The 20,252-nt window shown below is 72.3% G+C and carries 22 protein-coding genes; 11 read left to right on the plus strand and 11 right to left on the minus strand.

The genetic code is table 11. The features are described from left to right. The first annotated feature begins 31 nt into the window (after positions 1 to 31). Positions 32 to 376 carry a VOC family protein gene (locus tag OHV05_RS13985; RefSeq protein ID WP_405017936.1) on the plus strand — a complete coding sequence of 115 codons (345 nt, stop codon included), beginning with the start codon at positions 32 to 34 and terminating at the stop codon, positions 374 to 376. Here OHV05_RS13985 and OHV05_RS13990 read toward each other — a convergent pair. Continuing rightward, positions 366 to 749: a hypothetical protein gene (locus tag OHV05_RS13990; RefSeq protein WP_405017937.1), complete on the minus strand. Its 384-nt coding sequence runs from the start codon at positions 747 to 749 to the stop codon at positions 366 to 368. The genes OHV05_RS13985 and OHV05_RS13990 overlap by 11 nt on opposite strands. Before the next feature lie 192 nt (positions 750 to 941). On the opposite strand from OHV05_RS13990, the gene OHV05_RS13995 reads away from it, so the two are divergent. Together OHV05_RS13995 and OHV05_RS14000 are read left to right on the plus strand one after the other, a co-directional pair. Next, on the plus strand, positions 942 to 1,628 hold the full coding sequence (locus OHV05_RS13995) for an ABC transporter ATP-binding protein (RefSeq protein ID WP_405017938.1): 687 nt from the start codon (positions 942 to 944) through the stop codon (positions 1,626 to 1,628). Next, the gene (locus tag OHV05_RS14000) at positions 1,625 to 4,042 is read left to right on the plus strand and encodes an FtsX-like permease family protein (RefSeq protein WP_405017939.1); all 2,418 of its coding nucleotides are present in this window, start codon (positions 1,625 to 1,627) and stop codon (positions 4,040 to 4,042) included. Before OHV05_RS13995 ends, OHV05_RS14000 begins: the two co-directional genes overlap by 4 nt. 67 nt (positions 4,043 to 4,109) lie before the next feature. Here OHV05_RS14000 and OHV05_RS14005 read toward each other — a convergent pair whose 3' ends face one another. Then, positions 4,110 to 4,313, minus strand: coding sequence for a peptidoglycan-binding protein (locus OHV05_RS14005; protein ID WP_405017940.1), 204 nt, complete (start codon positions 4,311 to 4,313; stop codon positions 4,110 to 4,112). Between the two features lie 229 nt (positions 4,314 to 4,542). After that, positions 4,543 to 5,775 carry a diaminopimelate decarboxylase gene (gene lysA, locus OHV05_RS14010; RefSeq protein ID WP_405017941.1) on the minus strand — a complete coding sequence of 411 codons (1,233 nt, stop codon included), beginning with the start codon at positions 5,773 to 5,775 and terminating at the stop codon, positions 4,543 to 4,545. Between the two features lie 212 nt (positions 5,776 to 5,987). Here lysA and OHV05_RS14015 point away from each other — a divergent pair, with 212 nt between their 5' ends. Then, positions 5,988 to 7,715, plus strand: coding sequence for a glycosyl hydrolase family 8 (locus OHV05_RS14015; RefSeq protein ID WP_405017942.1), 1,728 nt, complete (start codon positions 5,988 to 5,990; stop codon positions 7,713 to 7,715). A gap of 66 nt (positions 7,716 to 7,781) precedes the next feature. Here OHV05_RS14015 and OHV05_RS14020 read toward each other — a convergent pair whose 3' ends face one another. Together OHV05_RS14020 and OHV05_RS14025 are read right to left on the minus strand one after the other, a co-directional pair. After that, entirely contained in the window at positions 7,782 to 9,425 is a 1,644-nt protein-coding gene (locus OHV05_RS14020) for an RICIN domain-containing protein (protein WP_405017943.1), read from the minus strand. 319 nt (positions 9,426 to 9,744) lie between these two features. Next, on the minus strand, positions 9,745 to 9,984 hold the full coding sequence (locus tag OHV05_RS14025; RefSeq protein ID WP_057231612.1) for a chaplin: 240 nt from the start codon (positions 9,982 to 9,984) through the stop codon (positions 9,745 to 9,747). 260 nt (positions 9,985 to 10,244) lie between these two features. On the opposite strand from OHV05_RS14025, the gene OHV05_RS14030 reads away from it, so the two are divergent. From OHV05_RS14030 to OHV05_RS14045, 4 genes are all read left to right on the plus strand, one after another. After that, entirely contained in the window at positions 10,245 to 10,502 is a 258-nt protein-coding gene (locus tag OHV05_RS14030) for a chaplin (RefSeq protein ID WP_405017944.1), read from the plus strand. 250 nt (positions 10,503 to 10,752) lie between these two features. Then, complete coding sequence (locus OHV05_RS14035; protein WP_405017945.1) at positions 10,753 to 10,995, plus strand: chaplin; 243 nt, start codon at positions 10,753 to 10,755, stop codon at positions 10,993 to 10,995. 99 nt (positions 10,996 to 11,094) lie between these two features. After that, positions 11,095 to 11,364, plus strand: a complete 270-nt coding sequence (locus OHV05_RS14040) for a chaplin (RefSeq protein ID WP_403040925.1) — start codon at positions 11,095 to 11,097, stop codon at positions 11,362 to 11,364. 96 nt (positions 11,365 to 11,460) lie between these two features. Further along, positions 11,461 to 11,823 (plus strand): hypothetical protein, encoded by a 363-nt coding sequence (locus OHV05_RS14045; RefSeq protein ID WP_403040926.1) that lies wholly within the window; start codon positions 11,461 to 11,463, stop codon positions 11,821 to 11,823. Positions 11,824 to 11,892: 69 nt separating this feature from the next. On the opposite strand, the gene OHV05_RS14050 is transcribed toward OHV05_RS14045, so the two are convergent. Next, complete coding sequence (locus tag OHV05_RS14050) at positions 11,893 to 12,567, minus strand: hypothetical protein (RefSeq protein WP_403040927.1); 675 nt, start codon at positions 12,565 to 12,567, stop codon at positions 11,893 to 11,895. Between the two features lie 289 nt (positions 12,568 to 12,856). Between OHV05_RS14050 and OHV05_RS14055 the strand changes: the two genes are divergently transcribed. The 3 genes from OHV05_RS14055 (at position 12,857) to OHV05_RS14065 (ending at position 14,056) form a co-directional block, all read left to right on the plus strand. Further along, entirely contained in the window at positions 12,857 to 13,201 is a 345-nt protein-coding gene (locus OHV05_RS14055; protein ID WP_057231624.1) for a hypothetical protein, read from the plus strand. Between the two features lie 82 nt (positions 13,202 to 13,283). Next, a complete protein-coding gene (locus OHV05_RS14060; RefSeq protein ID WP_057231626.1) occupies positions 13,284 to 13,628 on the plus strand; it encodes a hypothetical protein in 345 nt (114 codons plus the stop codon). A 170-nt stretch (positions 13,629 to 13,798) separates the two neighbouring features. Then, positions 13,799 to 14,056: a hypothetical protein gene (locus OHV05_RS14065; protein ID WP_405017946.1), complete on the plus strand. Its 258-nt coding sequence runs from the start codon at positions 13,799 to 13,801 to the stop codon at positions 14,054 to 14,056. A 67-nt stretch (positions 14,057 to 14,123) separates the two neighbouring features. Here OHV05_RS14065 and hemB read toward each other — a convergent pair whose 3' ends face one another. The 5 genes from hemB to OHV05_RS14090 form a co-directional block, all read right to left on the minus strand. Further along, entirely contained in the window at positions 14,124 to 15,104 is a 981-nt protein-coding gene (hemB, locus tag OHV05_RS14070) for a porphobilinogen synthase (RefSeq protein WP_405017947.1), read from the minus strand. Positions 15,105 to 15,280: 176 nt separating this feature from the next. After that, positions 15,281 to 16,918 (minus strand): uroporphyrinogen-III synthase, encoded by a 1,638-nt coding sequence (locus OHV05_RS14075; RefSeq protein WP_405017948.1) that lies wholly within the window; start codon positions 16,916 to 16,918, stop codon positions 15,281 to 15,283. Next, positions 16,915 to 17,904, minus strand: a complete 990-nt coding sequence (hemC, locus tag OHV05_RS14080) for a hydroxymethylbilane synthase (protein WP_405017949.1) — start codon at positions 17,902 to 17,904, stop codon at positions 16,915 to 16,917. Before hemC ends, OHV05_RS14075 begins: the two co-directional genes overlap by 4 nt. Before the next feature lie 41 nt (positions 17,905 to 17,945). Further along, positions 17,946 to 19,289, minus strand: a complete 1,344-nt coding sequence (locus OHV05_RS14085; RefSeq protein WP_405017950.1) for a glutamyl-tRNA reductase — start codon at positions 19,287 to 19,289, stop codon at positions 17,946 to 17,948. A gap of 34 nt (positions 19,290 to 19,323) precedes the next feature. Beyond that, complete coding sequence (locus OHV05_RS14090) at positions 19,324 to 20,184, minus strand: redox-sensing transcriptional repressor Rex (protein WP_403040933.1); 861 nt, start codon at positions 20,182 to 20,184, stop codon at positions 19,324 to 19,326. Positions 20,185 to 20,252 lie beyond the last annotated feature (68 nt).

Raw genomic sequence — 20,252 nt, forward strand, 5'->3', positions numbered from 1 at the left:
GGGGCGCGGGCGACGCCGTAGGCTGCCCGGCATGCGAGTGAGTCTGCGTCAGATCGTGCTGGACAGCCGGGAACCGAAGGTGCTGGTGCGGTTCTGGGCCGGGCTGCTCGGCGGCGTGCCGGTGGACCGGGAGCGGGGCTGGTCGCACGTCGAGGCGCCCGGCTTCGCGCGGCTCGCCTTCCAGCCGGTGCCGGAGGAGCAGGCCGGGAAGAACCGGCTGCACCTCGACCTCGCGGTGGACGACGTCGAGGCGGCCGTCCACGCGGCGGTCGCACTGGGCGCCACCCCGGCCGGGGAACTCCGCCGGGACGACCAGGGGGCGTTCCGGACCATGCGCGACCCGGAGGGCAACGAGTTCTGCTTCGTCAGCGCCTGAGCGGCGTGCCGCCGAGCGGGCTGTCGAGCACCAGCGCGATCGAGCCCTCGACCAGGTAGTAGTGGCCGGGGAACCAGTCGATGTGCACGTGGCCGCCGTCGTCGGCCTCCGCCGTGTCCTGGATGATCTCGCCCAACAGCGTCCGGCCGGCCTGGTCACCGCTGATCAGCAGGACCTGCCGCTCGGCGTCGAGGTGCACCAGGACCCCGGGGCCGGTCCGCCGCCGGCCCTCGACCCCGGTCAGCCCGCCGGCGCACGGCACGGAGCCGATGAAGCCCTCGCCCGCCGCCACCACCCGGGCCAGCTCGGCCAGCTCGGCCGCCGTCCCGCTGACCAGGACCTCGCAGCAGGACCGATCGGTCTCCAGCTCCACGGGAACGGCTCCTTCGCAACGGGTCGGGACGAACCGGAGTATGGCACGCGCGGTCCCCGCCGGGCCGGGTGGTTTCGCGAGGCCAGGGCCGTATGAACTCGATGTATACCTGCTGTGTATAGTCGCCCCGACGGGCCGCCGGGGATGGTGGCGGCCGTACTGTGAACGACCGACATGACACGGAGCCGTGCGATGACCGCACCTGCCACGCTGCTCTCGGCCCGAGGGCTGCGGAAGAACTTCGGGCTGACGCCCGCGCTGGACGACGCCTCGATCTCGGTGGTGGCGGGCGAGCTGGTCGCCGTGATGGGGCCCTCGGGTTCCGGGAAGTCCACGCTGCTGCACTGCCTGGCGGGGATCAGCCGGCCGGACGGCGGCAGCGTGGCGTACCGGGGGCGGGAGTTGGCCGGGTGCACGGACGCGGAGCTGAGTGCGCTGCGCCGGACCGAGTTCGGCTTCCTGTTCCAGTTCGGCCAGTTGGTGCCGGAGCTGAGCTGCCTGGAGAACGTGGCGCTGCCGCTGCGGCTGAACGGGCTGCGCCGGGCGGCCGCCGAGAGCAGGGCGCGGGAGTGGCTGGAGCGCCTGGAGGTCGGCGAGGTCGCGGCGCAGCGGCCGGGCGAGGTCTCCGGCGGGCAGGGACAGCGGGTGGGAGTGGCCCGGGCATTGATCACCGAGCCGTCGGTGGTGTTCGCGGACGAGCCGACCGGTGCGCTGGACTCGCTGAACGGTGAGCGGGTGATGGCCCTGCTGGCGGCCGCGGCCAAGGACACCGGGGCGGCCGTGGTCCTGGTGACCCACGAGCCGAGGGTGGCCGCGTACGCGGACCGCGAGGTCGTGGTCCGGGACGGCCGTACCCAGGACCTGGCGGCCGCCGCGTGAGCGCCCCGACCCTGGTCCGGCCCCCCTCGACGGCACCCGGCGACCAGGTCAGGTCGCGGCTGCTGGCGCAGTTCGGGCTCGGCGCCCGGCTCGCGCTGGGCAGTGGGAGGGAGGGCTGGGGCCGGCTGCTGCTGACCGCGGCCGGGGTCGGCCTCGGGGTGGCGCTGCTGCTGTTCACCGCCTCCTTTCCCGGCATCGTCGAGCACCGGAACCACCGGCTCTACCTGCAGAACGACGCCTTCGAGGAAGGCCCCGCCGGACCGACCGGGCAGAGCGTGCTGGTCGCCGACGCGGACACCAAGTTCCGGGACACCCCGATCCGGGGACGGGTGGTGCAGCCCGAGGGACCGCAGGCCACCGTCCCCCCGGGCCTGGCCGCCTTCCCGGCACCGGGGCGGATGGCCGTCTCGCCCGCCCTCGCCGACCTGCTGGACGCACCCGGCAACCAACTGCTCCGGGACCGGCTGCCCTACCCGGTGACCGGCACCATCGGCCCGGACGGGCTGCTCGGGCCCGGCCAGTACGCCTTCGTGCTCGGCAGCTCCGGGCTCGCGGTGGAGAGCGGGGCGCACCGGGTCACCGAGTACGGGCACTTCTCGCCGGCCAAGCCGATGGACCCCCGGCTGGTGCTGCTCAACGTGGTCGGGCTGATGGTGATGCTGGCGCCGGTCGGGGTCTTCCTGGCCGCGGCCGCGCGGTTCGGCGGCGAGCGCCGGGACCGGCGACTGGCCGCGCTGCGGCTGGCCGGGGCGGACCGGCGGATGACCGCCAGGCTGGCGGCGGGCGAGTCGCTGATCGGCTCGGTGCTCGGGCTGGTGGCCGGGGTGGCGCTGTTCCTGATCGGACGTCAGCTGATCGAACAGCTGACCGTGGCGGGCTTCAGCTTCTACGCCTCCGACATCTCGCCCCAGCCGCTGATCGCGGTCGCGGTGGCCCTGGTGGTGCCGGTACTGGCCATCGGGGTGACCCTGCTGGCGATGCGCCGGGTGACCGTGGACCCGCTCGGCGTGGTGCGGCGCAGCGGCTCGGACCGGCGGCGGCTCTGGTGGCGGCTGGCCCTGCTGGCGGCGGGCCTGCTGGTGGTCGGTGCGGCGATGGCGCTGCCCTCCGGGTACAACCCGGGCCGCACCGACCGGGACGGGCTGTTCAACCCGGTGCAGGACACCCGTGGTTCGCTGCTGGTCTCGTTCGGCGTGCTGCTGATGCTCGCGGCGGTCTGCACCCTGCTGCCCTGGCTGGTCGGGGCGGTGATCCGGCGGGCCGGCGGCGGCGGTCTCTCCTGGCAGCTGGCGGTCCGTCGGCTCCAGCTCGGGGTCGGGCCGGCCGCCACCGCCGTGACCGGCGTGGTGGTCACGGTGGCGGGGGCGATCGCGTTGCAGACCCTCTTCGTGGGGGTCAGTCAGACCTACCGGCCAGCCGAGCCGGACACCAGCGGGTACCGCTTCCAGCACCGGGTGCAGTTCCCGACCGGTGCGGTGGCGGAGCTGACCGACCGGCTCGGCCGCTCGCCCGGGGTGGCGGGGGCGGCGGGCTTCGTGGAGCTCAACATGACCGATCCGGGCGGCGAGAACTGGTACGGCGAGACCGTACGGATCGCCGACTGCGCCACCCTGGCCCGGTTCGCCGCCCTGCCCGGCTGCAAGGACGGTGACGCCTTCGCCAGTCCGATCGGCGACGAGCCGGGCGCGCGGTTCAGGGACCGGCCGGTGGCGCCCGGCACCCAGGTCCGGGTCAACAGCGTGACCGGCGGCGGCGACGCACCGCTCTGGACGCTGCCCGCCGTGCTCGCCCCCGCGCCGCGGCTGAGCCGGGTCGACCCCGGCATCGCCTACAGCGGCAACCTGCTGCTGCTCACTCCGGGGGCCGTACCGCCCGAGGTGCTGAACGGGCAGCGCAGGGTCGTCCTGGTGGCGATGGACCCGGCGGCTCCGGAGCCGCTGGAGCAGCTGACCACCGACGCGATGACGATCTCCCCGCAGGCCCGGACGGTCTCGCTGTTCGAGAACGGCCAGAACCACACCTACCTCGCGGTCAAGCGGGTGCTGACCGCCGGGGCCGGGATGACCCTGCTGCTGGTCTCGCTCAGCCTGCTGGTGGGTCAGCTGGAGCGGCTGCGGGAGCAGCGCCGGATCCTGGGCGTGCTGTACGCCTTCGGCACCCGCCGCCGGGTGCTGGCGCTGTCCGTGCTGTGGCAGACGGCCATCCCGATGGCGCTCGGGCTGGCGCTGGCGGCGGCGGGCGGGCTGCTGATGGGCGCGGTGCTGCAGTACACGGCCGGGCTGGACTTCAGCTTCGACTGGAGCGCGATGCTCACCCTGTCGGGGGTGGCCGGTGCCTCGGTGCTGCTGGTCACCCTGCTCGGGCTGCCGCTGGTGCTCCGGCTGATGCGGCCCAGCGCCCTGCGGCACGAGTAGGACCGACCGGTCCAGGCAGGAGGGCCCCGTCCGCCGAGCGGACGGGGCCCTCCTGCGGTCGGGCGGGTCAGGCCATCAGGTGGCCCCAGGTGACCGGGCCGACCACGCCGTCCACCTCGATCGAACGGTCCTGCTGGAAGGAGCAGACGCAGTCCTCGGTGGCGTCACCGAAGTCCCCGTCGGCGCCCCAGGGTTCGAGCTGCCCGCCGTAGCCGTGCCGGGTCAGCGCCTGCTGGACGGCGACCACCGGGCCGCCCGTCGAGCAACTCACCGAGGCACTGGGCCACTTCAGGTCACACCTGCACCGCGACTGGGAGGGCCTGACCATCGCGGACGACCTCGGCAAGCCCTACGCCCGGGCGCTGGCCCACGCCGTGCTCGGCCGGTCACTCCCGTCGGCCCCGCAACTGCGCACCGCCCTCGCCCTGTTCGAACAGCTCGGCTCCCCGGAGGCCGCCGCCGTCCGCGCCCTGCTGGCCGAGAGCTAGTGCCGTGCGGGCTCAGTCCTCCAGGGCGAGCAGTTCCTCGACGGTCTGGCGGCGGCGGATCAGCCGGGTCGCCGGGCCGTCGACCAGCACCTCGGGAATCAACGGGCGGGTGTTGTAGGTGGAGGACATGCTCGCGCCGTAGGCGCCGGTGTCGTGGAAGACCGCGAGGTCGCCGATCTCCACCCGGGGCAGCGGGACGGAGAGCACGTCGCCGCCGGGCTCCTGGGTGAAGACGTCGCCGGACTCGCAGAGCGGCCCGGCCAGCACGGTGTCGATCGCGGGGGTGTCCAGCTCGGCACCGTCCCGGAGCACGGTGACCCGGTGCGCACTGCCGTACATGGCGGGGCGCATCAGGTCGTTGAAGCCCGCGTCGACCAGCACGAAGTGGTTGCTGCCGACCGGCTTCCGGGCCCGCACCTCGGCCGCCAGCACCCCCGAGTTCGCCACCAGGAACCGGCCCGGCTCGATCTCCAGCCGGACCGGGTGGCCGAGTTCACCGGCCAGCTCGGTCCTGGCCGCGTCCCAGATCCGGAAGTACCGGTCGGTGTCCACCTCGGGCTGCCCGGGGGCGTACGGGACGGAGAGGCCGCCGCCCGCCGAGATCGCCCGGATGTCCCGGCCGGCCGTCCTGACCTGCTTGACCATGGTCTCGCAGACCGCCTCCAGGTGGCCGTAGTCCACTCCGGAGCCGATGTGCATGTGAAAGCCGGTCAGGTCGAGGCGGTACCGGTCGACCAGGTCGAGCGCCGCGGCCAGGTGCTCGTGCCAGATGCCGTGCTTGCTCTGCTCGCCGCCGGTGTTGGTCTTGCGGCTGTGGCCGTGGCCGAAGCCGGGGTTGATCCGGATCCAGACCGGGTGGCCCGGGGCCGCCTCGCCGAGCTGTTCGAGCATCTGCGGGGAGCCCGCGTTGACCGGGATACCGAGCTCGACCACCCGGGCCAGGGTGGCCCGGTCCAGCAGGTCGGCGGTGAAGACGATCGGCTGGTCCACGCCGTCCGGCCGGTACCCGGCCCTGAGCGCGCGCTCGATCTCGCCGAGCGAGACCGCGTCCACCGCGACACCCTGCTCGCGCATCAGCCGGAGCAGGTGGGTGTTGGAACACGCCTTCTGGGCGAACCGGACGGTGTCGAACTGCCGCAGTCCGGCGATCCGGCGCCGGATGCTCTCCGCGTCGTAGATCCACACCGGGGTGCCGAACTCCTCGGCGACGGCGGCGATCCGGGGGCCGGGTATTGCGGTGGTCATCACGGGCTCCAGGGCAGGCAGGTGGTGCACCGATCCTGCTCGATCGGGCTCGGCTCCCGCAGGGCTGTCCGCCTGCTGGGCGGTCCACCGGACGGTCGGGGGCGACCGGTCCGGGCACGGAGCAGTACAGCCCGCTGAACGTCGGTCTCTATTAGGAAACTTTACTAACCCACCCGTTGACCCCCGCCGTCCGGGGCCGGGATGCTCCCGCCATGTCCCTTACCAGAAGCAAGACTTCGGTCGCGCTCTGCGCGGCAACGGCAGCCGGTGCGCTGCTCACCAGCCTGCTCGCCCTGAGCCCCGCCAATGCCGCCCCGGGCAACCTCGCGCTCAACAAGCCGGTCACCGTCTCCTCCACCGAGAGCAGCGGCTACGCCGCCGCCAAGGCCGTGGACGGCAGCGGCACCACCCGCTGGGCCAGCGCCGAGGGCGTGGACAACCAGTGGATCAGGGTCGACCTCGGGGCCGGCACCTCGGTCAACCGGGTCGTCCTCAGCTGGGAGGCCGCGTACGCCAAGGCGTACCGGGTGGAGCTCTCCGACGACGGCAGCAGCTGGCGTCAGGTGTACTCCACCAGCACCGGCGACGGCGGCACCGACGACCTGACGGTCAGCGGCACCGGCCGCTACCTCCGGGTCTACGGCACCGCCCGCGGCACCGCGTACGGCTACTCGCTCTTCGAGGTCGAGGCGTACGGCAGCGGCGGCACCCCGACGCCCACTCCCACCCCCACCTCGACGCCGACCCCCACCCCCAGCCCGACGCCGACCAGCTCCCCGTCACCCGGCGGCGTCAACGTGCCGTTCGGCAGCCACTCCTTCCCCTACGCCGACGGCACCATCAAGGTCTCCGGCAACCAGGCCGCCAACGACGCCAAGGTGGTGGCCTACTACCAGAAGTGGAAGGCCGCCTTCGTCACCTCGAAGTGCTCGAACAGCGCCTGGTCGGCGATCGCCTCCACCGACGCCGACCATCCGTACGTGGCCGAGGGCCAGGGGTACGGTCTGACCATCCTGGCCACCATGGCCGGGGCCGACAGCGGCGCCAAGACCTCCTTCGACCGGGTGCTCCGGTTCGTTCTCGACCACCCCTCGGTCAACAACGGCGACCTGCACGCCGCCGAGCAGGACGCGAGCTGCAAGAGCGTCGACGGCAGCGACTCCGCCACCGACGGCGACCTGGAGATCGCGTACGCGCTGCTGCTCGCCGACAAGCAGTGGGGCAGCACCGGGACGTACAACTACAAGGCGCTCGCGGTGAAGCGGATCAACGCGATCAAGGCCAGCGAGGTGGTCGCCGGCACCAAGCTGACCAACCTCGGCGACTGGTCCTCCGGTAACGACAACACCATGAGCCGCAGCTCGGACTGGGTGCCCGGGCACTTCAAGGCCTTCCGCAAGGCCACCGGCGACAGCGCCTGGGACGGCATCCTGACGGCCCACCAGAACGTGATCAGCCACCTGCAGACCAAGTACGCCCCCACCACCGGTCTGCTCCCCGACTTCGTCGTGAACACCAACACCAGCGACCCCAAGCCGGCCCCCGGCAAGGTGCTGGAGTCCCCGCTGGACGGCGCCTACTCCTGGAACGCCTGCCGCGACCCGTGGCGGCTGGGGGTGGACGCGCTCACCACCGGCGACGCCAAGTCGCTGGCGGCGGTGCGGAAGATGAACACCTGGATCAAGTCCGCCACCGGTGGCGACCCGAGCAAGATCACCCAGGGGTACAAGCTGAACGGCTCGGTGGCGGAGGCCGGTTCCTCGGTCGCCTTCATCGCACCGTTCGCGGTGGCCGCCGCCACCGACCCGTCCAGCCAGGCCTGGCTGGACGCGATCTGGAACAACCTGAACGCCACACCCCTGGACCCCAGCGGCTACTACGGCGCCAGCATCCAGCTCCAGGTGATGATCGCGATCACCGGGAACCACTGGCTGCCGTAGCGGCGGAGCGGACGGGTCCGGGTCAGGCAGCCCCCGGACCCGTCCGCACTCAGCCGGGACCGGCCGTCACGGCAGGTACGCGATGCCGAGCTTGGTGAGCTGCCAACGCTGGTCGGCCGCACCGGAGTCGGCGGCCAGGGCGACCAGTCGGTTGCCCTGGCCGTCCTGCTGCGCCGACAGCCCCATCACCTTGGACTGGTCCAGCGCGGTGGCCAGTTGGTAGCCTCCGGCCGCGGCGGGCTTGAAGATCCAGCGCTGGTTGTCACCGCCGTGGCAGGCCCACTGGACCAGCTTGGTGCCGGGCGCGGTGGCCGCTCCGGTGGCGTCCAGGCACATCTCCCGGTTGCCGCTGAAGGTGACCGTGAAGCCGCCCGCCGGGCGGGAGTTCAGCACGAAGGACTGGTTCAGCCCGCCGGTCGCCCGGTAGCCGACGGCGGCCCGCCCGTTGGTGGCGTCGCCGTACGTGCCGCCGCCCGCGAAGTCCAGCACCTGGCCGGTCGCCACGTTGGTGAGCTGGTACCAGGAGCCCGCCTCCGGCCGGTCCGGGAACGGCTGACCCGGCGTCAGCGGGACGATCGACGTGGTGTTCTGCGGGTTGAGGGTGCAGAACGCCTCCTGGAGCCCGGGCTGCCGGTAGAACTGGCTCAGGCAGACGCCCTCGCCCCGGTAGCCGGCCACCCGCAGGTGGTAGGACTGCCGCACCATGTTCATGCAGACGCCCGGGATGCCGATCTCGTGGTCGCAGCCGTTCCTGGTCTTCTCGGACAGGTCGATCACGTCCCCGTTGGTGTACTCGTACGGCGAGCTGGTCCACCCCGCGCAGACCTCGTGGCCGTAGGAGACCCGCCGCTGGTCCAGGTACCTGACCCCCGGCACCTGCGCCGCCGCCGTCCGGAGCGCGTCACTCAGCGTCGGGACCACCCAGTTGTGACCCCAGGCCAGGTCCTCGGGGAAGGCCGGGCAGCCGTCCGCGACCTTGCCGACGTAGTCGTTGCGCCGGATGTCCGGGGTGATCGGGGTGAAGTAGGACTGGTAGACCAGCTGGTACGAGGAGTCCGCGTACCCGGCGGCCCGCATGGTGTTGCGGACGCCGGTGAGGGCCGCGACCACCTTGGGGATCACCCGCTCGGCCCGCTGGGTGATCGCGGCACTGCCGATGGTGTCCCGGCAGCCCTGGTCCTTGGGGACCGGGAAGTACTGCGTCAGGCAGCTCATCATGATGCCGCTGAAGTCGAAGTCGTCGTTGGCACCGATCGTGACGACCACCATCTTGACGTCGTACTCGGCCGCCGTGCGGGCGAGTTGGACGTCCTGCTTGACCTCCCCGAAGTCACCGCTGCCCGGGCCGGTGATCTTCGCCAGCTCCGGGTCGCTGACCAGGTCGCCGGTCTGCGCGCCGGAGCAGGCCAGGTCGATCGGGGTGACGCCGGGCAGGTCGGTGACGAAGATCTCCGACTTCCCGTGCCGGTGGCAGTAGTTGGTGGGGGTGTCGGTGCCCGGCACGTACGCGTCGCCGGTGTCGGTACCGGCGCCCTCACCGGAGATGGCACTGTCGCCGAGCGCGACGACGGCGGCGGGCTTCACGGTGGCCGTGGGGGCGGCCGAGGCGGTGGGGGTGCCCGCGAGGGCGAGGGCGGCGAACAGGCCGACGGCGGCCGTCAGGGCGGCGCGGCGTGGTCGCCGCGCACCGGGGAGAGCTGTCCTGATCACGCGTGACTCCTTGAGGGTGGGGGGCCACTCGGCAGGCGCCGGGCGGCGCGGAGTATCGGGCGTGGAACGGTGGGCAGAAGATGAGCCCGGCTCACATGTTAGATACTGACAAGTAACGCAACAAGAGTCAGGACCTGGGCAGGACAACGGAGTTGGCACCTCTCCCGACCGGGCGCGGACAGCACGGAACCGCCGCCCCGCGCCTCAGGAGGGGAGGCGTGGAGCGGCGGCTCGGGTACGGCGGAATCGACCGAGAGGCGGTCCGACGGCGGGGCGTCAGACGCTGTTCGGAGACAACTCAGGTGTTACGCGGCTGAATTCAGCCGACGTTCGCGCAGGAGTTGCCGAACGCCGGGTTCAGCGCGCCGATCACGTTGACGCTGTTGCCGCAGAGGTTGACCGGGACGTGCACCGGAACCTGGACGGAGTTGCCAGAGATGACACCCGGGGAGCCGGCGGTGACGCCCTCGGCCCCGGCACTCGCCATCGCGGTGCCCGCACCGGCGGCAACGATGCCGACAACAGCGGCGCCGACAGCGGCGGCCTTCTTGACGCTCATTTGAGTCTCCTCGTAGATCAGTTCTTCCAGTTGCCGTACCAACAGCGGACGAGCAAGGAAGCGCACAGGCGTGCGTCGAGTCCAACGAGGGCCAACCGGCGCAGTTGCGCCGGGACTTCGACAATCACCCGAATGCAGCAATCCGGGCATTCGGGTGATCACGGAAGCCGCCCGTTTCCCCCCGCGACCTGGGTCGTTCTTACTGGCGAAACCCGCTCCACCCAGCCCGCTGATCCACACGCAAGAAATGAGTTCGCACCATGCGCAAGCTCGCCTACGGCACTCTCGGTACCGCCGCCACCGCGGCCCTGCTGCTGAGCGGCGCCGCTGCTGCCGCCGCCCACGGCCACCACAGCAGTGGCGCCTCCGCCGAGGCCGTCACGGCCGGCTCGCCCGGTGTGCTCTCCGGCAACTCCGTGCAGGTCCCGGTGCACGTGCCGATCAACCTCTGCGGCAACACCGTCGACGTGATCGGCCTGCTGAACCCGTCGTTCGGCAACTCCTGCGTCAACGCCTGATCCTGACGTCACGTCAGACCCGATGACTTCCAGGTGGAGTATTTCGACACCCGCCTGGGCGCGCCGCGATTGCGTCCGGATCTCGACCGTGCGAGAACTGAACGACGGGGCGCGTGAACGAAGCGGCCGAGCGAGACCGCCCAAGCCACGGGCGCAACAAGGCACTTGGGCCGCTCGAAGGAAACACCCCACGGTACCCCCCAGAACTCGGGCGACATTTCGGTTCGCCCGCCCAAACGGAGGAATCCCCATGCGCAACATGAAGAAGGCTGCTGTCCTCTCCCTCGCCGCCGCCGGCCTGCTGCTCGGCTCGGCCGGTGCCGCCACCGCCAGCTCCGGCGCCGAGGCCGTCGTGGCGGGCTCCCCGGGCGTGCTCTCGGGCAACAACGTCCAGGTCCCGATCCACATCCCGGTGAACGTCTGCGGCAACACCGTCAACGTCATCGCGCTGCTCAACCCGTCGTTCGGCAACTCCTGCGCCAACGTCGGCTGACTCAGCTCCGGCTGACCATGCCTCACCCGGGTGGTGCCCCCCGTACCCACGGGGGGCACCACCCACCCCTCACCTGTGTGATCTAGGAGATCAACCCCCATGCAGAACGTGAAGAAGGCCGCCGCCGTCGGCGCCGCCGCCCTCGGCATCGTCGCCGCCGGTGCGGGCTCCGCCCTGGCCAGCTCCTCCGCCGAGGGTGTCACCGCCGGCTCCCCCGGCGTCGGCTCCGGCAACTCGATCCAGGTGCCGGTGCACATCCCGGTCAACCTGTGCGGCAACAGCGCCAACCTGGTCGGCCTGCTGAACCCGTCGTTCGGCAACTCCTGCGCCAACGTCGAGGCGCCCCCGATGGCCGAGGAGGACTGCTGATCACCCGCTGATCCGCAGTACACCCGTGCGAAGCCCCTTGGTCCGCCGACCGAGGGGCTTCGGCGTCCGTCCAGGCACCATCCAGGAGTTGCACCCATGACGCTCAGGAAGCACCTGTCGCTCGGCCTGCTCACCGCCGCCGCCCTGCTCGGCGCCCCCACCGCCGCTCAGGCGGTCGACCTGCCCGCACCCGGCGGCCAGTTGCAGCCGGTGGACGCGGGCGCCGGGCTCGGCGCGGTGACCGGCGCGCTCGGCCACGGCGTCCGGCCGGCCAAGACGCTCCGGCTCGACCCGTTCGCCCAGTCCTCGGCCGACGTGCTGAACAACGGCCTCGCCCTCGAACCCGACAACGGCCTGCGGCCGGTCTCCACCGCCCCGCTGACCGCCCCGCTGAGCGGCGGCGGCGGCCCGCAGGACCTGCTGCTGGTCGGCGAGGTCACCGACCTGCTGCCCGGCTGAACCCCGCCCGCACACAGCGGAGCCCGGCACCTCCCCGAGGGTGGATGCCGGGCTCTTCCCTACGGTGCGTCAGGACTGGTCCAGCACCTCGCGCATGGTGCCAGTGGTGGTCGAGGTCAGGTCGGCCAGCGAGTCGGTCACCGCGATCTTCTCGCCGCCCTTGCCCAGGCTCGCCTTGGCGCCCGGGATCGCCTGCACCGGCGCGGTGATCAGCTGCGGGTCCAGCTCACCGGCGGTCAGCACGTCGTCGGCGGCCGAACCGGTGCCGCCCTCGACCACCGAGAACGGCTGACCGAGGGTCAGGCCCGGGCCCTGCGCATTCAGCGGGGCGGCCGGGGCGTCCAGCGCCAGGTCGCCCAGTTCGGTGCTGTGGTCGGCCGTGGGCAGCGGCAGCGCGGCCTGCAGCCGGGGCCCGACCTTGCCGACCTCGACACCCGGCACCACCCGGTCCGGGATCAGCTGCGCACCCGGCTTGGCGTCCGGCACCGGCGGCATCAGCAGCGAGGTCGGCACCCCGCCGGACACCTGACCGCCCTTGGGCAGCAGCGGCAGGTGCTCACTGACGGTCTCCAGCGGGATGGTGAACGGGACCTCCTCGGTGCCCCACTCCTCCTCGATGGAGGCGACCTGGCCGGGCGTCACCGGGGTGCCGGCGGGTGCGGCCGCCGCGGCCGCCTGGCCCGCGAGTACGCCGGACCCGACCGCCAGCAGCAACGCGCCGGTCGCCCGCTTGGAGAGCTTCATGCTGTTCACCGTTCTGTCTGTGGAGCATCGGTAGCGGCCGCCGCGCGGCCGAAAGCAATCTGCCTAAACGAGTCAGCGGGGCTCGGGATAGCACGGGTTGACCGGTATGGCCTAATAATCCGACTGCACAGCCAGGACTTTGGCGATCCGTCACCGATTTCCGAAGATTCCGCGTAACCTTCGCGCCCGTCATTCTTTGATCTAAATGTCGCAGCCAGGACGGTGTCGGAGGTAATCCCCCCGGACAGGCCGGCAACCGATGTGATTCATCCAGAGAGGTATCTCCACCATGCTCCAGAAGACTTTCGCGGCTGTCGGCCTGGCCGCTGCCGCCCTGGCCGCCACCGCCGCTCCGGCCTCCGCGATCGGCAACGCGGACGGTGCGGCCGGCTCCATCCAGGGCAACGGCGGGACCAATGCCACGGGTACCTGGGGCAACCACAGCCCGAACTACCACGTGCTCGACAACCCCAACATCTGCCTGCCCGAGGTGCACAACATCGGCGTGGGCGTCCTCGGTGTCGCGGTGCCGGTCGAGGTCGCGGCTCTGAGCAACCAGCCCAAGCAGACCTGTGTGGTCGGCGAGGGCACGCTCGGCAGCGGTGACGGCGGCGTCTCCCACCTGGTCGGCTGACCCTCTCGCCGGCTTGGCCCGTAAGGGCCGACTGATCCACCCTGCTCCATCTCTCCCATCAGATCCGAAAAGGAACAGAACAATGATCAAGAAGGCTCTCGCCGCCGTGGGCGTTGCCACCGCTGGTCTGGCCATGACCGCCGCTCCCGCCATGGCGATCGGCGACTCCGACGGTGCCGCCACCTCCATCTCGGGCAACGGCGGCACCAACGCCACCGGCACCCACGGTGACCACAGCAACAACTTCCACACCCTCGACAACCCGAACGTGTGCCTCCCCGAGGTGCACAACATCGCGGTCGCGGTCATCGGTGTCGCGGTGCCGATCGAGGCGGACGTTCTCAACAACGAGCCGAAGCAGATCTGCAACGTCGGCCAGAACACCCTGGGCAGCGGCGACGGTGGCGTCTCCCACCTGATCGGCTGATCCAGCCGACGCACCGGCCGCCGGGCCCGAGGGGGAGCAACTCCCCTCGGGCCCGGCGGTTTTCTGCTGCTTTCGGGTGGCCCGTCGATCTTGCGGCGCGTGCTGCGCGGCGGGCCGCCCGATCTGTGGTCACGTGTAGTCACACTGCTGTCACGCAGAGAGGAACACTGATGAAGAGCATCCTGGGCAAGGCCGCGATCACCGCGGTTGCCACCCTGGCCCTGGCCGGCATCTCGGCCCCCGCCTACGCCCACGTCAGCGCGGGCGGTGGCGCCCAGTTCGCCGCCACCGCCGACGAGCCCTTCCTGGCCGCCGAGGCCTGGGGCCACGCCGAGACCAGCCACATCGAGGCCTGCTTCCACGAGTGGTTCGTGGCGGGCGACGACTGGGCGGCCGGCGGCGTCGAGGGTGGCGCCACGATCGACTGACCTCAGGTCGGCAGGAAGGGGTGTGGGGAACCTGGTTCCCCACACCCCTTCCGCGTGCCCCGGCGGCTCAGCGCAGCAGCCGCGCCGCCTCGGTGGCCCAGTAGGTGAGGATCTGCCCGGCGCCGGCCCGGCGGATCGAGGTGAGCGTCTCCAGGATCAGCCGCTCCCGGTCCACCCAGCCGTTCGCGGCGGCGGCCTCGATCATCGAGTACTCGCCCGACACCTGGTAGGCCGCCACCGGCACCGGCGAGGCGTCGGCGATCTGCCGCAGCACGTCCAGGTAGGCCATGGCCGGCTTGACCATCACCAGGTCGGCGCCCTCGGCGAGGTCCTGCTCCAGCTCGCGGAGCGACTCGCGGGCGTTCGCCGGGTCCTGCTGGTACGCCTTCCGGTCCCCCTTGAGCGAGGAGCCGACCGCCTCCCGGAACGGCCCGAAGAAGGCCGAGGCGTACTTGGCGGTGTAGGCCAGGACGCCGACGTCCTGGTACCCGGCCTCGTCCAGCGCGGCACGGACCACGCCGACCTGACCGTCCATCATCCCGGACGGACCGACCAGGTGGACCCCCGCCTCGGCCTGGACCAGCGCCATCTCCGCGTACCGGACGAGGGTGGCGTCGTTGTCCACGCTGCCGTCCTCCGCCAGCACCCCGCAGTGCCCGTGGTCGGTGTACTCGTCCAGACAGAGGTCGGACATCACCACCAGCTGGTCGCCGACCTCGGAGACCACGTCCCGGATCGCCTGCTGCAGGATCCCGTCCGGGTTGGTGCCCTCACTGCCGACCGCGTCCTGCACCTCGGGCACGCCGAACAGCATGATGCCGCCCACCCCCGCCTCGACCGCCTCCGCGGCGGCCCGGCGCAGGGTGTCCCTGGTGTGCTGGACGACCCCCGGCATCGACCCGATCGGCCGCGGCTCGCTGATCCCCTCCCGCACGAACGCGGGCAGGATCAACTCGGCCGGATGCAACCTGGTCTCGGCGACCAGCCGACGCATCGCCGGGGTGGAGCGCAGTCGACGCGGACGAACGGACGGGAACTGAGCGGACACGGCTTCTCTCCTCGGCACACGGTTCGGAAGACAGGGGCTCGGGGAACTGCGACGCCGGCCTCGGACAAGGTGATCGTCACGTAGGTGGTCGGGCACCTTCGCAGTGATACCCGCCGACCACGAACCGTCGCCGTTCCCCGAGCCCATGGGTGGTGCAACTTGCCGTGCCGCCTGAGCTAGCGCGCCTTGCGGCGGGAGCCCGGGCGGCGCTCGCTGGGGCGGTAGACCGGTTCGCCCGCCGCGGTGGCGGTGTCCCGGCGACCCGCACCGAAGTCGGCCAGGGCCTGCGCCAGCGCCGCGGCCGAGGGGGCCGGGGCCATCACGTCCACCCGCAGGCCGTGCTCCTCCGCGGTCTTCGCGGTGGCCGGGCCGATACAGGCGATGATCGTGACGTTGTGCGGCTTGCCCGCGATGCCGACCAGGTTCCGGACGGTCGAGGAGGAGGTGAAGAGCACCGCGTCGAAGCCGCCGCCCTTGATCGCCTCCCGGGTCTCGGCCGGCGGCGGCGAGGCGCGGACGGTCCGGTACGCCGTCACGTCGTCCACCTCCCAGCCGAGTTCGACCAGGCCGGCCACCAGGGTCTCGGTGGCGATGTCGGCGCGCGGCAGCAGCACCCGGTCGATCGGGTCGAAGACCGGGTCGTACGGCGGCCAGTCCTCCAGCAGACCGGCGGCGGACTGCTCACCGCTGGGCACCAGGTCGGGCTTCACGCCGAAGTCGACCAGGGCCTGGGCGGTGGTCTCGCCGACCGCCGCGACCTTGATCCCGGCGAACGCGCGGGCGTCGAGCCCGTACTCCTCGAACTTCTCCCGGACCGCGCGGACCGCGTTCACCGAGGTGAAGGCGATCCACTCGTAACGGCCCGTCACCAGGCCCTTGATCGCGCGCTCCATCTGCTGCGGGGTGCGCGGCGGCTCGACCGCGATGGTCGGCACCTCCTGCGGCACCGCGCCGTACGAGCGGAGCTGGTCGGAGAGGCCGTGCGCCTGCTCCTTGGTCCGGGGGACGAGGACGTTCCAGCCGAACAGCGGCTTGGTCTCGAACCACGAGTGCGAGGAGCGGTGGGCGACCTGCTCGCCCACCACGGCTATCACCGAGGTGGCCGGGTCGACCGGGGCGGAGACCGGCGAGGGCAGCACCCGGGCCGCCTTCAGGTCGGCCGCGATGGTGGTCAGGGTGGCGGTGAAGGTGCGCTGCCGGGTGGTGGTGCCGGACAGCGTGGCCGACAGCGGCGACTCCGGCTTGCGGCCGTTGGCCACCAGCGCGGCGGCGGTGGCGGGCAGCTGACCCAGCGTGGTGCGGACCACCAGGGTGGTCTCCGGCGCGCCGAGGTCGACGGTCTGACCCGCCAGCAGGCCGACCCCGTCCACGAACCGGACGTCCGCGCCGCGGCTGCCGCGCAGCGGCACCCCGGCGTAGGCCGGCACGCCGACCGACTGGGCGACCCCGGGGATCACCTCGAACGGGATCGCGGCCTGGGCGCAGCCGAGCATCTCCTCGGCGGCGCAGCCGTCCAGGCCGGGGTCGCCGTCCACGGTGCGGACCACGTGCTTGCCGGACCGGACGGCCTCGGCGACCACGGCCGCGACGTCCGGGCAGTCCTCGCCGGCGGTGCTGTGCACCACGACGCCGACCGGGCAGTGGGTGCGCACGGCGGCCGCGGTGAGCGGGTCGGCGATCAGCACGTCGGCGGAGGCCAGCACGTCCACGGCCCGCAGGGTGAGCAGGCCCGGGTCACCGGGGCCCGCACCCAGGAAGGTGCAGCGGCCGGCCGGAGCGGCCGGGGTGTGCGCGAGGTTGGCGGCGGCGCTCATCGGGCTCGCTCCCCCATCAGGTTGGCCGCTCCCGCGTCGAGCAGCCGCTCGGCGAGCGCGTGGCCGAGGGCCACCGCCTGCCGCTCGGCGGTCTCGTCGAGGACGAGCGGACCGTTGGCGGTCTTCTTCAGCAGGGTGACGCCGTCGACGGTGCCGACCACGCCCTCCAGCCGCAGTTCGGTGCCCTGCCAGGTGGCGAGGGCGGCTACCGGTGCGGAGCAGCCGGCCTCCAGGCGGGCCAGCAGGGCGCGCTCGGCGGCCACCGCCACCCGGGTCGGCAGGTGGTCCAACTCGCCGAGCACCAGCGCGAGTTCGGGGCTCACGCACTCGACGGCCAGGGCGCCCTGGCCGGGGGCCGGGAGCATCAGCTCGGGGCTGAGGTGCTCGGTGATCTCGGCGCTCCGGCCGAGCCGGTTGAGCCCGGCGGTGGCCAGCACCACCGCGTCCAGCTCGCCCGAACCCACGTAGCCGATCCGGGTGTCCACGTTGCCGCGGATCGGGACGGTCTCCAGGGCGACGCCCCGGGCGCGCGCCCAGGCGTTCAACTGGGCCATCCGGCGCGGCGATCCGGTGCCGATCCGGGCGGTGTGCCCGGCCAGCTTCTCGACCAGCTCGGTCAGGCTCAGGCCGTCCCGGGCGATCAGCGCGTCCCTGCTGTCCTCGCGCTCGGGCACGACCGCCAGCAGCAGGCCCTCGGGGGCCGCGGTGGGCAGGTCCTTCAGCGAGTGCACGGCCAGGTCGATCCGGCCCTCCAGCAGCGCGTCGCGCAGCGCGGAGACGAAGACCCCGGTGCCGCCGATCTGGGCCAGCGCCTCCCGGGAGGTGTCGCCGTAGGTGGTGATCTCCACCAGCTCGACGGGGCGCCCGGTGACCCGCTCGACCGTGCGGGCGACCATGCCCGACTGGGCCATCGCAAGGGCGCTCCGGCGGGTGCCGAGGCGCAGCGGCTGCGACTGGCCGTCGCTGCTGCTCTGTTGACCATTCATGAGGTGATCGTCCCGGTCATGCTCGTGGGCTGGCTGGTGGTTCATCGGGGGCTTCCCCCCGCGTGGGTGGGGTCGGCCTTGGCCTGTGCGCCGATCGGTGTGCCGGACACAGCCTGCACTGCCGACGGGTCCAGGTCGAACAGCTCGCGGAGGGCGTCGGCGTATCCGGCCCCGCCGGGCTCGGCGGCGAGCTGCTTCACCCGGACGGTCGGGGCGTGCAGCAGCTTGTCGACCACGCGCTTCACGGTCTGCGAGACCTCGGCCCGGGTGCGCTCGTCCAGGTCGGGCAGCCGGGTGTTGAGGCGGCCGAGCTCGCCCAGCACCACCTCGGAGGCCATCTGCCGGAGCGCCACCACGGTGGGCGCGATCCGGGCGGCGCGCTGGGCGGCGCCGAAGGCGTCCACCTCGTCCGCGACGATCCCGACCACGGCGTCCACGTCCCCGGCACCGGGGGTGGCGGCGTGCGCCTGGGAGAGGCTCTCCAGGTCGACCAGCAGTGCGCCGGCGAGCTCGTGCACCGCGTGGTCCACGTCGCGCGGCATCGCCAGGTCGAGGAAGGCCAGCGGAGCTTCGGCCGTCCTGGTCGCGGTCGCCGCGGCGACGTCCTCGGCGGTGATCACCACACCGGCCGCGCCGGTGCAGGAGATCACCAGGTCCACGTCGGCGAGCGTCTCGCGGACCTTGCCGAAGTCGACCGTACGGGCGCCCAGGTTGGCCGCCAGCCGCTCGGCCCGCTCGGCCGTCCGGTTGGCGATCAGCAGGTCGCCGACACCGGCCCGGACCAGGGTGGCGGCGGCCAGCGAGCTCATCGAGCCGGCGCCGACCACCAGGGCGCGCTTGCCCGCGATCTCCCCGGCCCCGGCCGCGACCTGCTCCAGGCCGAAGGTGACCAGGGACTGGCCGGCCTTGTCGATGCCGGTCTCGCTGTGCGCCCGCTTGCCGACCCGCAGGGCCTGCTGGAACAGCTCGTTCAGACCGCGCCCGGCGGTGTGCTCCTCCTGGGCGCGGGCCAGCGCGTCGCGCAGTTGCCCGAGGATCTGGCCCTCGCCGACCACCATCGAGTCCAGCCCGCAGGCCACCGAGAAGAGGTGGTGCACGGCCCGGTCCTCGTAGTGCACGTAGAGGTGCGAGGTGAGCTCCTCCAGGTCCACGCCGCTGTGGTGGGCGAGCAGCAGGGAGAGCTCGGCCACCCCGGCGTGGAACTTGTCCACGTCGGCGTACAGCTCGATCCGGTTGCAGGTGTTGACCAGGGCGGCCTCGCCGACGGCCGGCGAGGCGGCGGTGTCGTGCAGCAGCCGGGTGGGCACCTGACCGGTGAGCGCGGCGCGTTCCAACAGGCCGACGGGCGCGCTGCGGTGGCTCAGACCGACGACGAGAAGGCTCATGCCCGCCCCCAGGGGTTGCGGATCTGCTGGCGGCTCACGCGGGCATCACCGCGGAACGCTCGCCCTCGGTGCCCTTGGCGGGCTTGCCCTTGACCGGCTCGGGCTTGGCGGCACCGGCCGCCCGACGGAGCTTGGCCGCGGCGGCCCGGACCGGGCCCGGGGCGCGGTCGAGCACCGAGTCACCGTGCCCGGCCTCCTCGCCGGCCTTGCGCTGCTCGTGGAAGGCGAGGATCTGGAGCTCTATCGAGAGGTCCACCTTGCGCACGTCCACGCCGTCCGGGACGGTCAGCACGGTCGGGGCGAAGTTCAGGATGCTGGTCACCCCGGCCTCGACCAGCCGGTCGCAGACCTGCTGGGCGGCACCGGGCGGGGTGGTGATGACGCCGATGGAGACGTGCTGGCTCTCCACGATCGCCTCCAACTCGTCCATGTGCCGCACCGGGAGACCGGCGGCGCTGTTGCCGACCACGGTCGGGTCGGCGTCCAGCAGGGCGGCGACCCGGAAACCGCGGGAGGCGAAGCCGCCGTAGTTGGCGAGCGCGTGGCCGAGGTTACCGATTCCGACGATGACCACGGGCCAGTCCTGGGTCAGCCCCAGCTCGCGGGAGATCTGGTAGACCAGGTACTCCACGTCGTAACCGACGCCACGGGTCCCGTACGAGCCGAGGTAGGAGAAGTCCTTGCGGAGCTTCGCCGAGTTGACCCCGGCTGCGGTGGCCAGTTCCTCGGATGAGACGGTGGGCACCGAGCGCTCGGACAGCGCGGTGAGTGCCCTCAGGTAGAGGGGAAGGCGGGCGACGGTCGCCTCCGGGATGCCCCGGGCACGCGAGGGTCGGCGCGCGGCGCCCGGCTCGGGCGTCTGCGAACTGCTCTGGGTGGATCGGCCGATTGCCACGGTGCTCCTGTGGGTGAAGCTGGGCTTTGGCAGCCAGGCTATGCGTTTGTGAACGTGTGCACAAAGAT

Origin of the sequence: Kitasatospora sp. NBC_00070 (assembly GCF_045041205.1) — a bacterium.
In the GTDB taxonomy this organism is placed as follows: Bacteria; Actinomycetota; Actinomycetes; order Streptomycetales; family Streptomycetaceae; genus Kitasatospora.

Bases quoted from the DNA above. Each gene is read 5' to 3' on its own strand.
- OHV05_RS13985 (WP_405017936.1), top strand. From the start codon at position 32: ATGCGAGTGAGTCTGCGTCAGATCGTGCTGGACAGCCGGGAACCGAAG.
- OHV05_RS13995 (WP_405017938.1), top strand. From the start codon at position 942: ATGACCGCACCTGCCACGCTGCTCTCGGCCCGAGGGCTGCGGAAGAAC.
- lysA (WP_405017941.1), bottom strand. From the start codon at position 5,775: ATGACCACCGCAATACCCGGCCCCCGGATCGCCGCCGTCGCCGAGGAG.
- OHV05_RS14015 (WP_405017942.1), top strand. From the start codon at position 5,988: ATGTCCCTTACCAGAAGCAAGACTTCGGTCGCGCTCTGCGCGGCAACG.
- OHV05_RS14025 (WP_057231612.1), bottom strand. From the start codon at position 9,984: ATGAGCGTCAAGAAGGCCGCCGCTGTCGGCGCCGCTGTTGTCGGCATC.
- OHV05_RS14030 (WP_405017944.1), top strand. From the start codon at position 10,245: ATGCGCAAGCTCGCCTACGGCACTCTCGGTACCGCCGCCACCGCGGCC.
- OHV05_RS14035 (WP_405017945.1), top strand. From the start codon at position 10,753: ATGCGCAACATGAAGAAGGCTGCTGTCCTCTCCCTCGCCGCCGCCGGC.
- OHV05_RS14040 (WP_403040925.1), top strand. From the start codon at position 11,095: ATGCAGAACGTGAAGAAGGCCGCCGCCGTCGGCGCCGCCGCCCTCGGC.
- OHV05_RS14045 (WP_403040926.1), top strand. From the start codon at position 11,461: ATGACGCTCAGGAAGCACCTGTCGCTCGGCCTGCTCACCGCCGCCGCC.
- OHV05_RS14050 (WP_403040927.1), bottom strand. From the start codon at position 12,567: ATGAAGCTCTCCAAGCGGGCGACCGGCGCGTTGCTGCTGGCGGTCGGG.
- OHV05_RS14055 (WP_057231624.1), top strand. From the start codon at position 12,857: ATGCTCCAGAAGACTTTCGCGGCTGTCGGCCTGGCCGCTGCCGCCCTG.
- OHV05_RS14060 (WP_057231626.1), top strand. From the start codon at position 13,284: ATGATCAAGAAGGCTCTCGCCGCCGTGGGCGTTGCCACCGCTGGTCTG.
- OHV05_RS14065 (WP_405017946.1), top strand. From the start codon at position 13,799: ATGAAGAGCATCCTGGGCAAGGCCGCGATCACCGCGGTTGCCACCCTG.
- OHV05_RS14075 (WP_405017948.1), bottom strand. From the start codon at position 16,918: ATGAGCGCCGCCGCCAACCTCGCGCACACCCCGGCCGCTCCGGCCGGC.
- hemC (WP_405017949.1), bottom strand. From the start codon at position 17,904: ATGAATGGTCAACAGAGCAGCAGCGACGGCCAGTCGCAGCCGCTGCGC.
- OHV05_RS14085 (WP_405017950.1), bottom strand. From the start codon at position 19,289: ATGAGCCTTCTCGTCGTCGGTCTGAGCCACCGCAGCGCGCCCGTCGGC.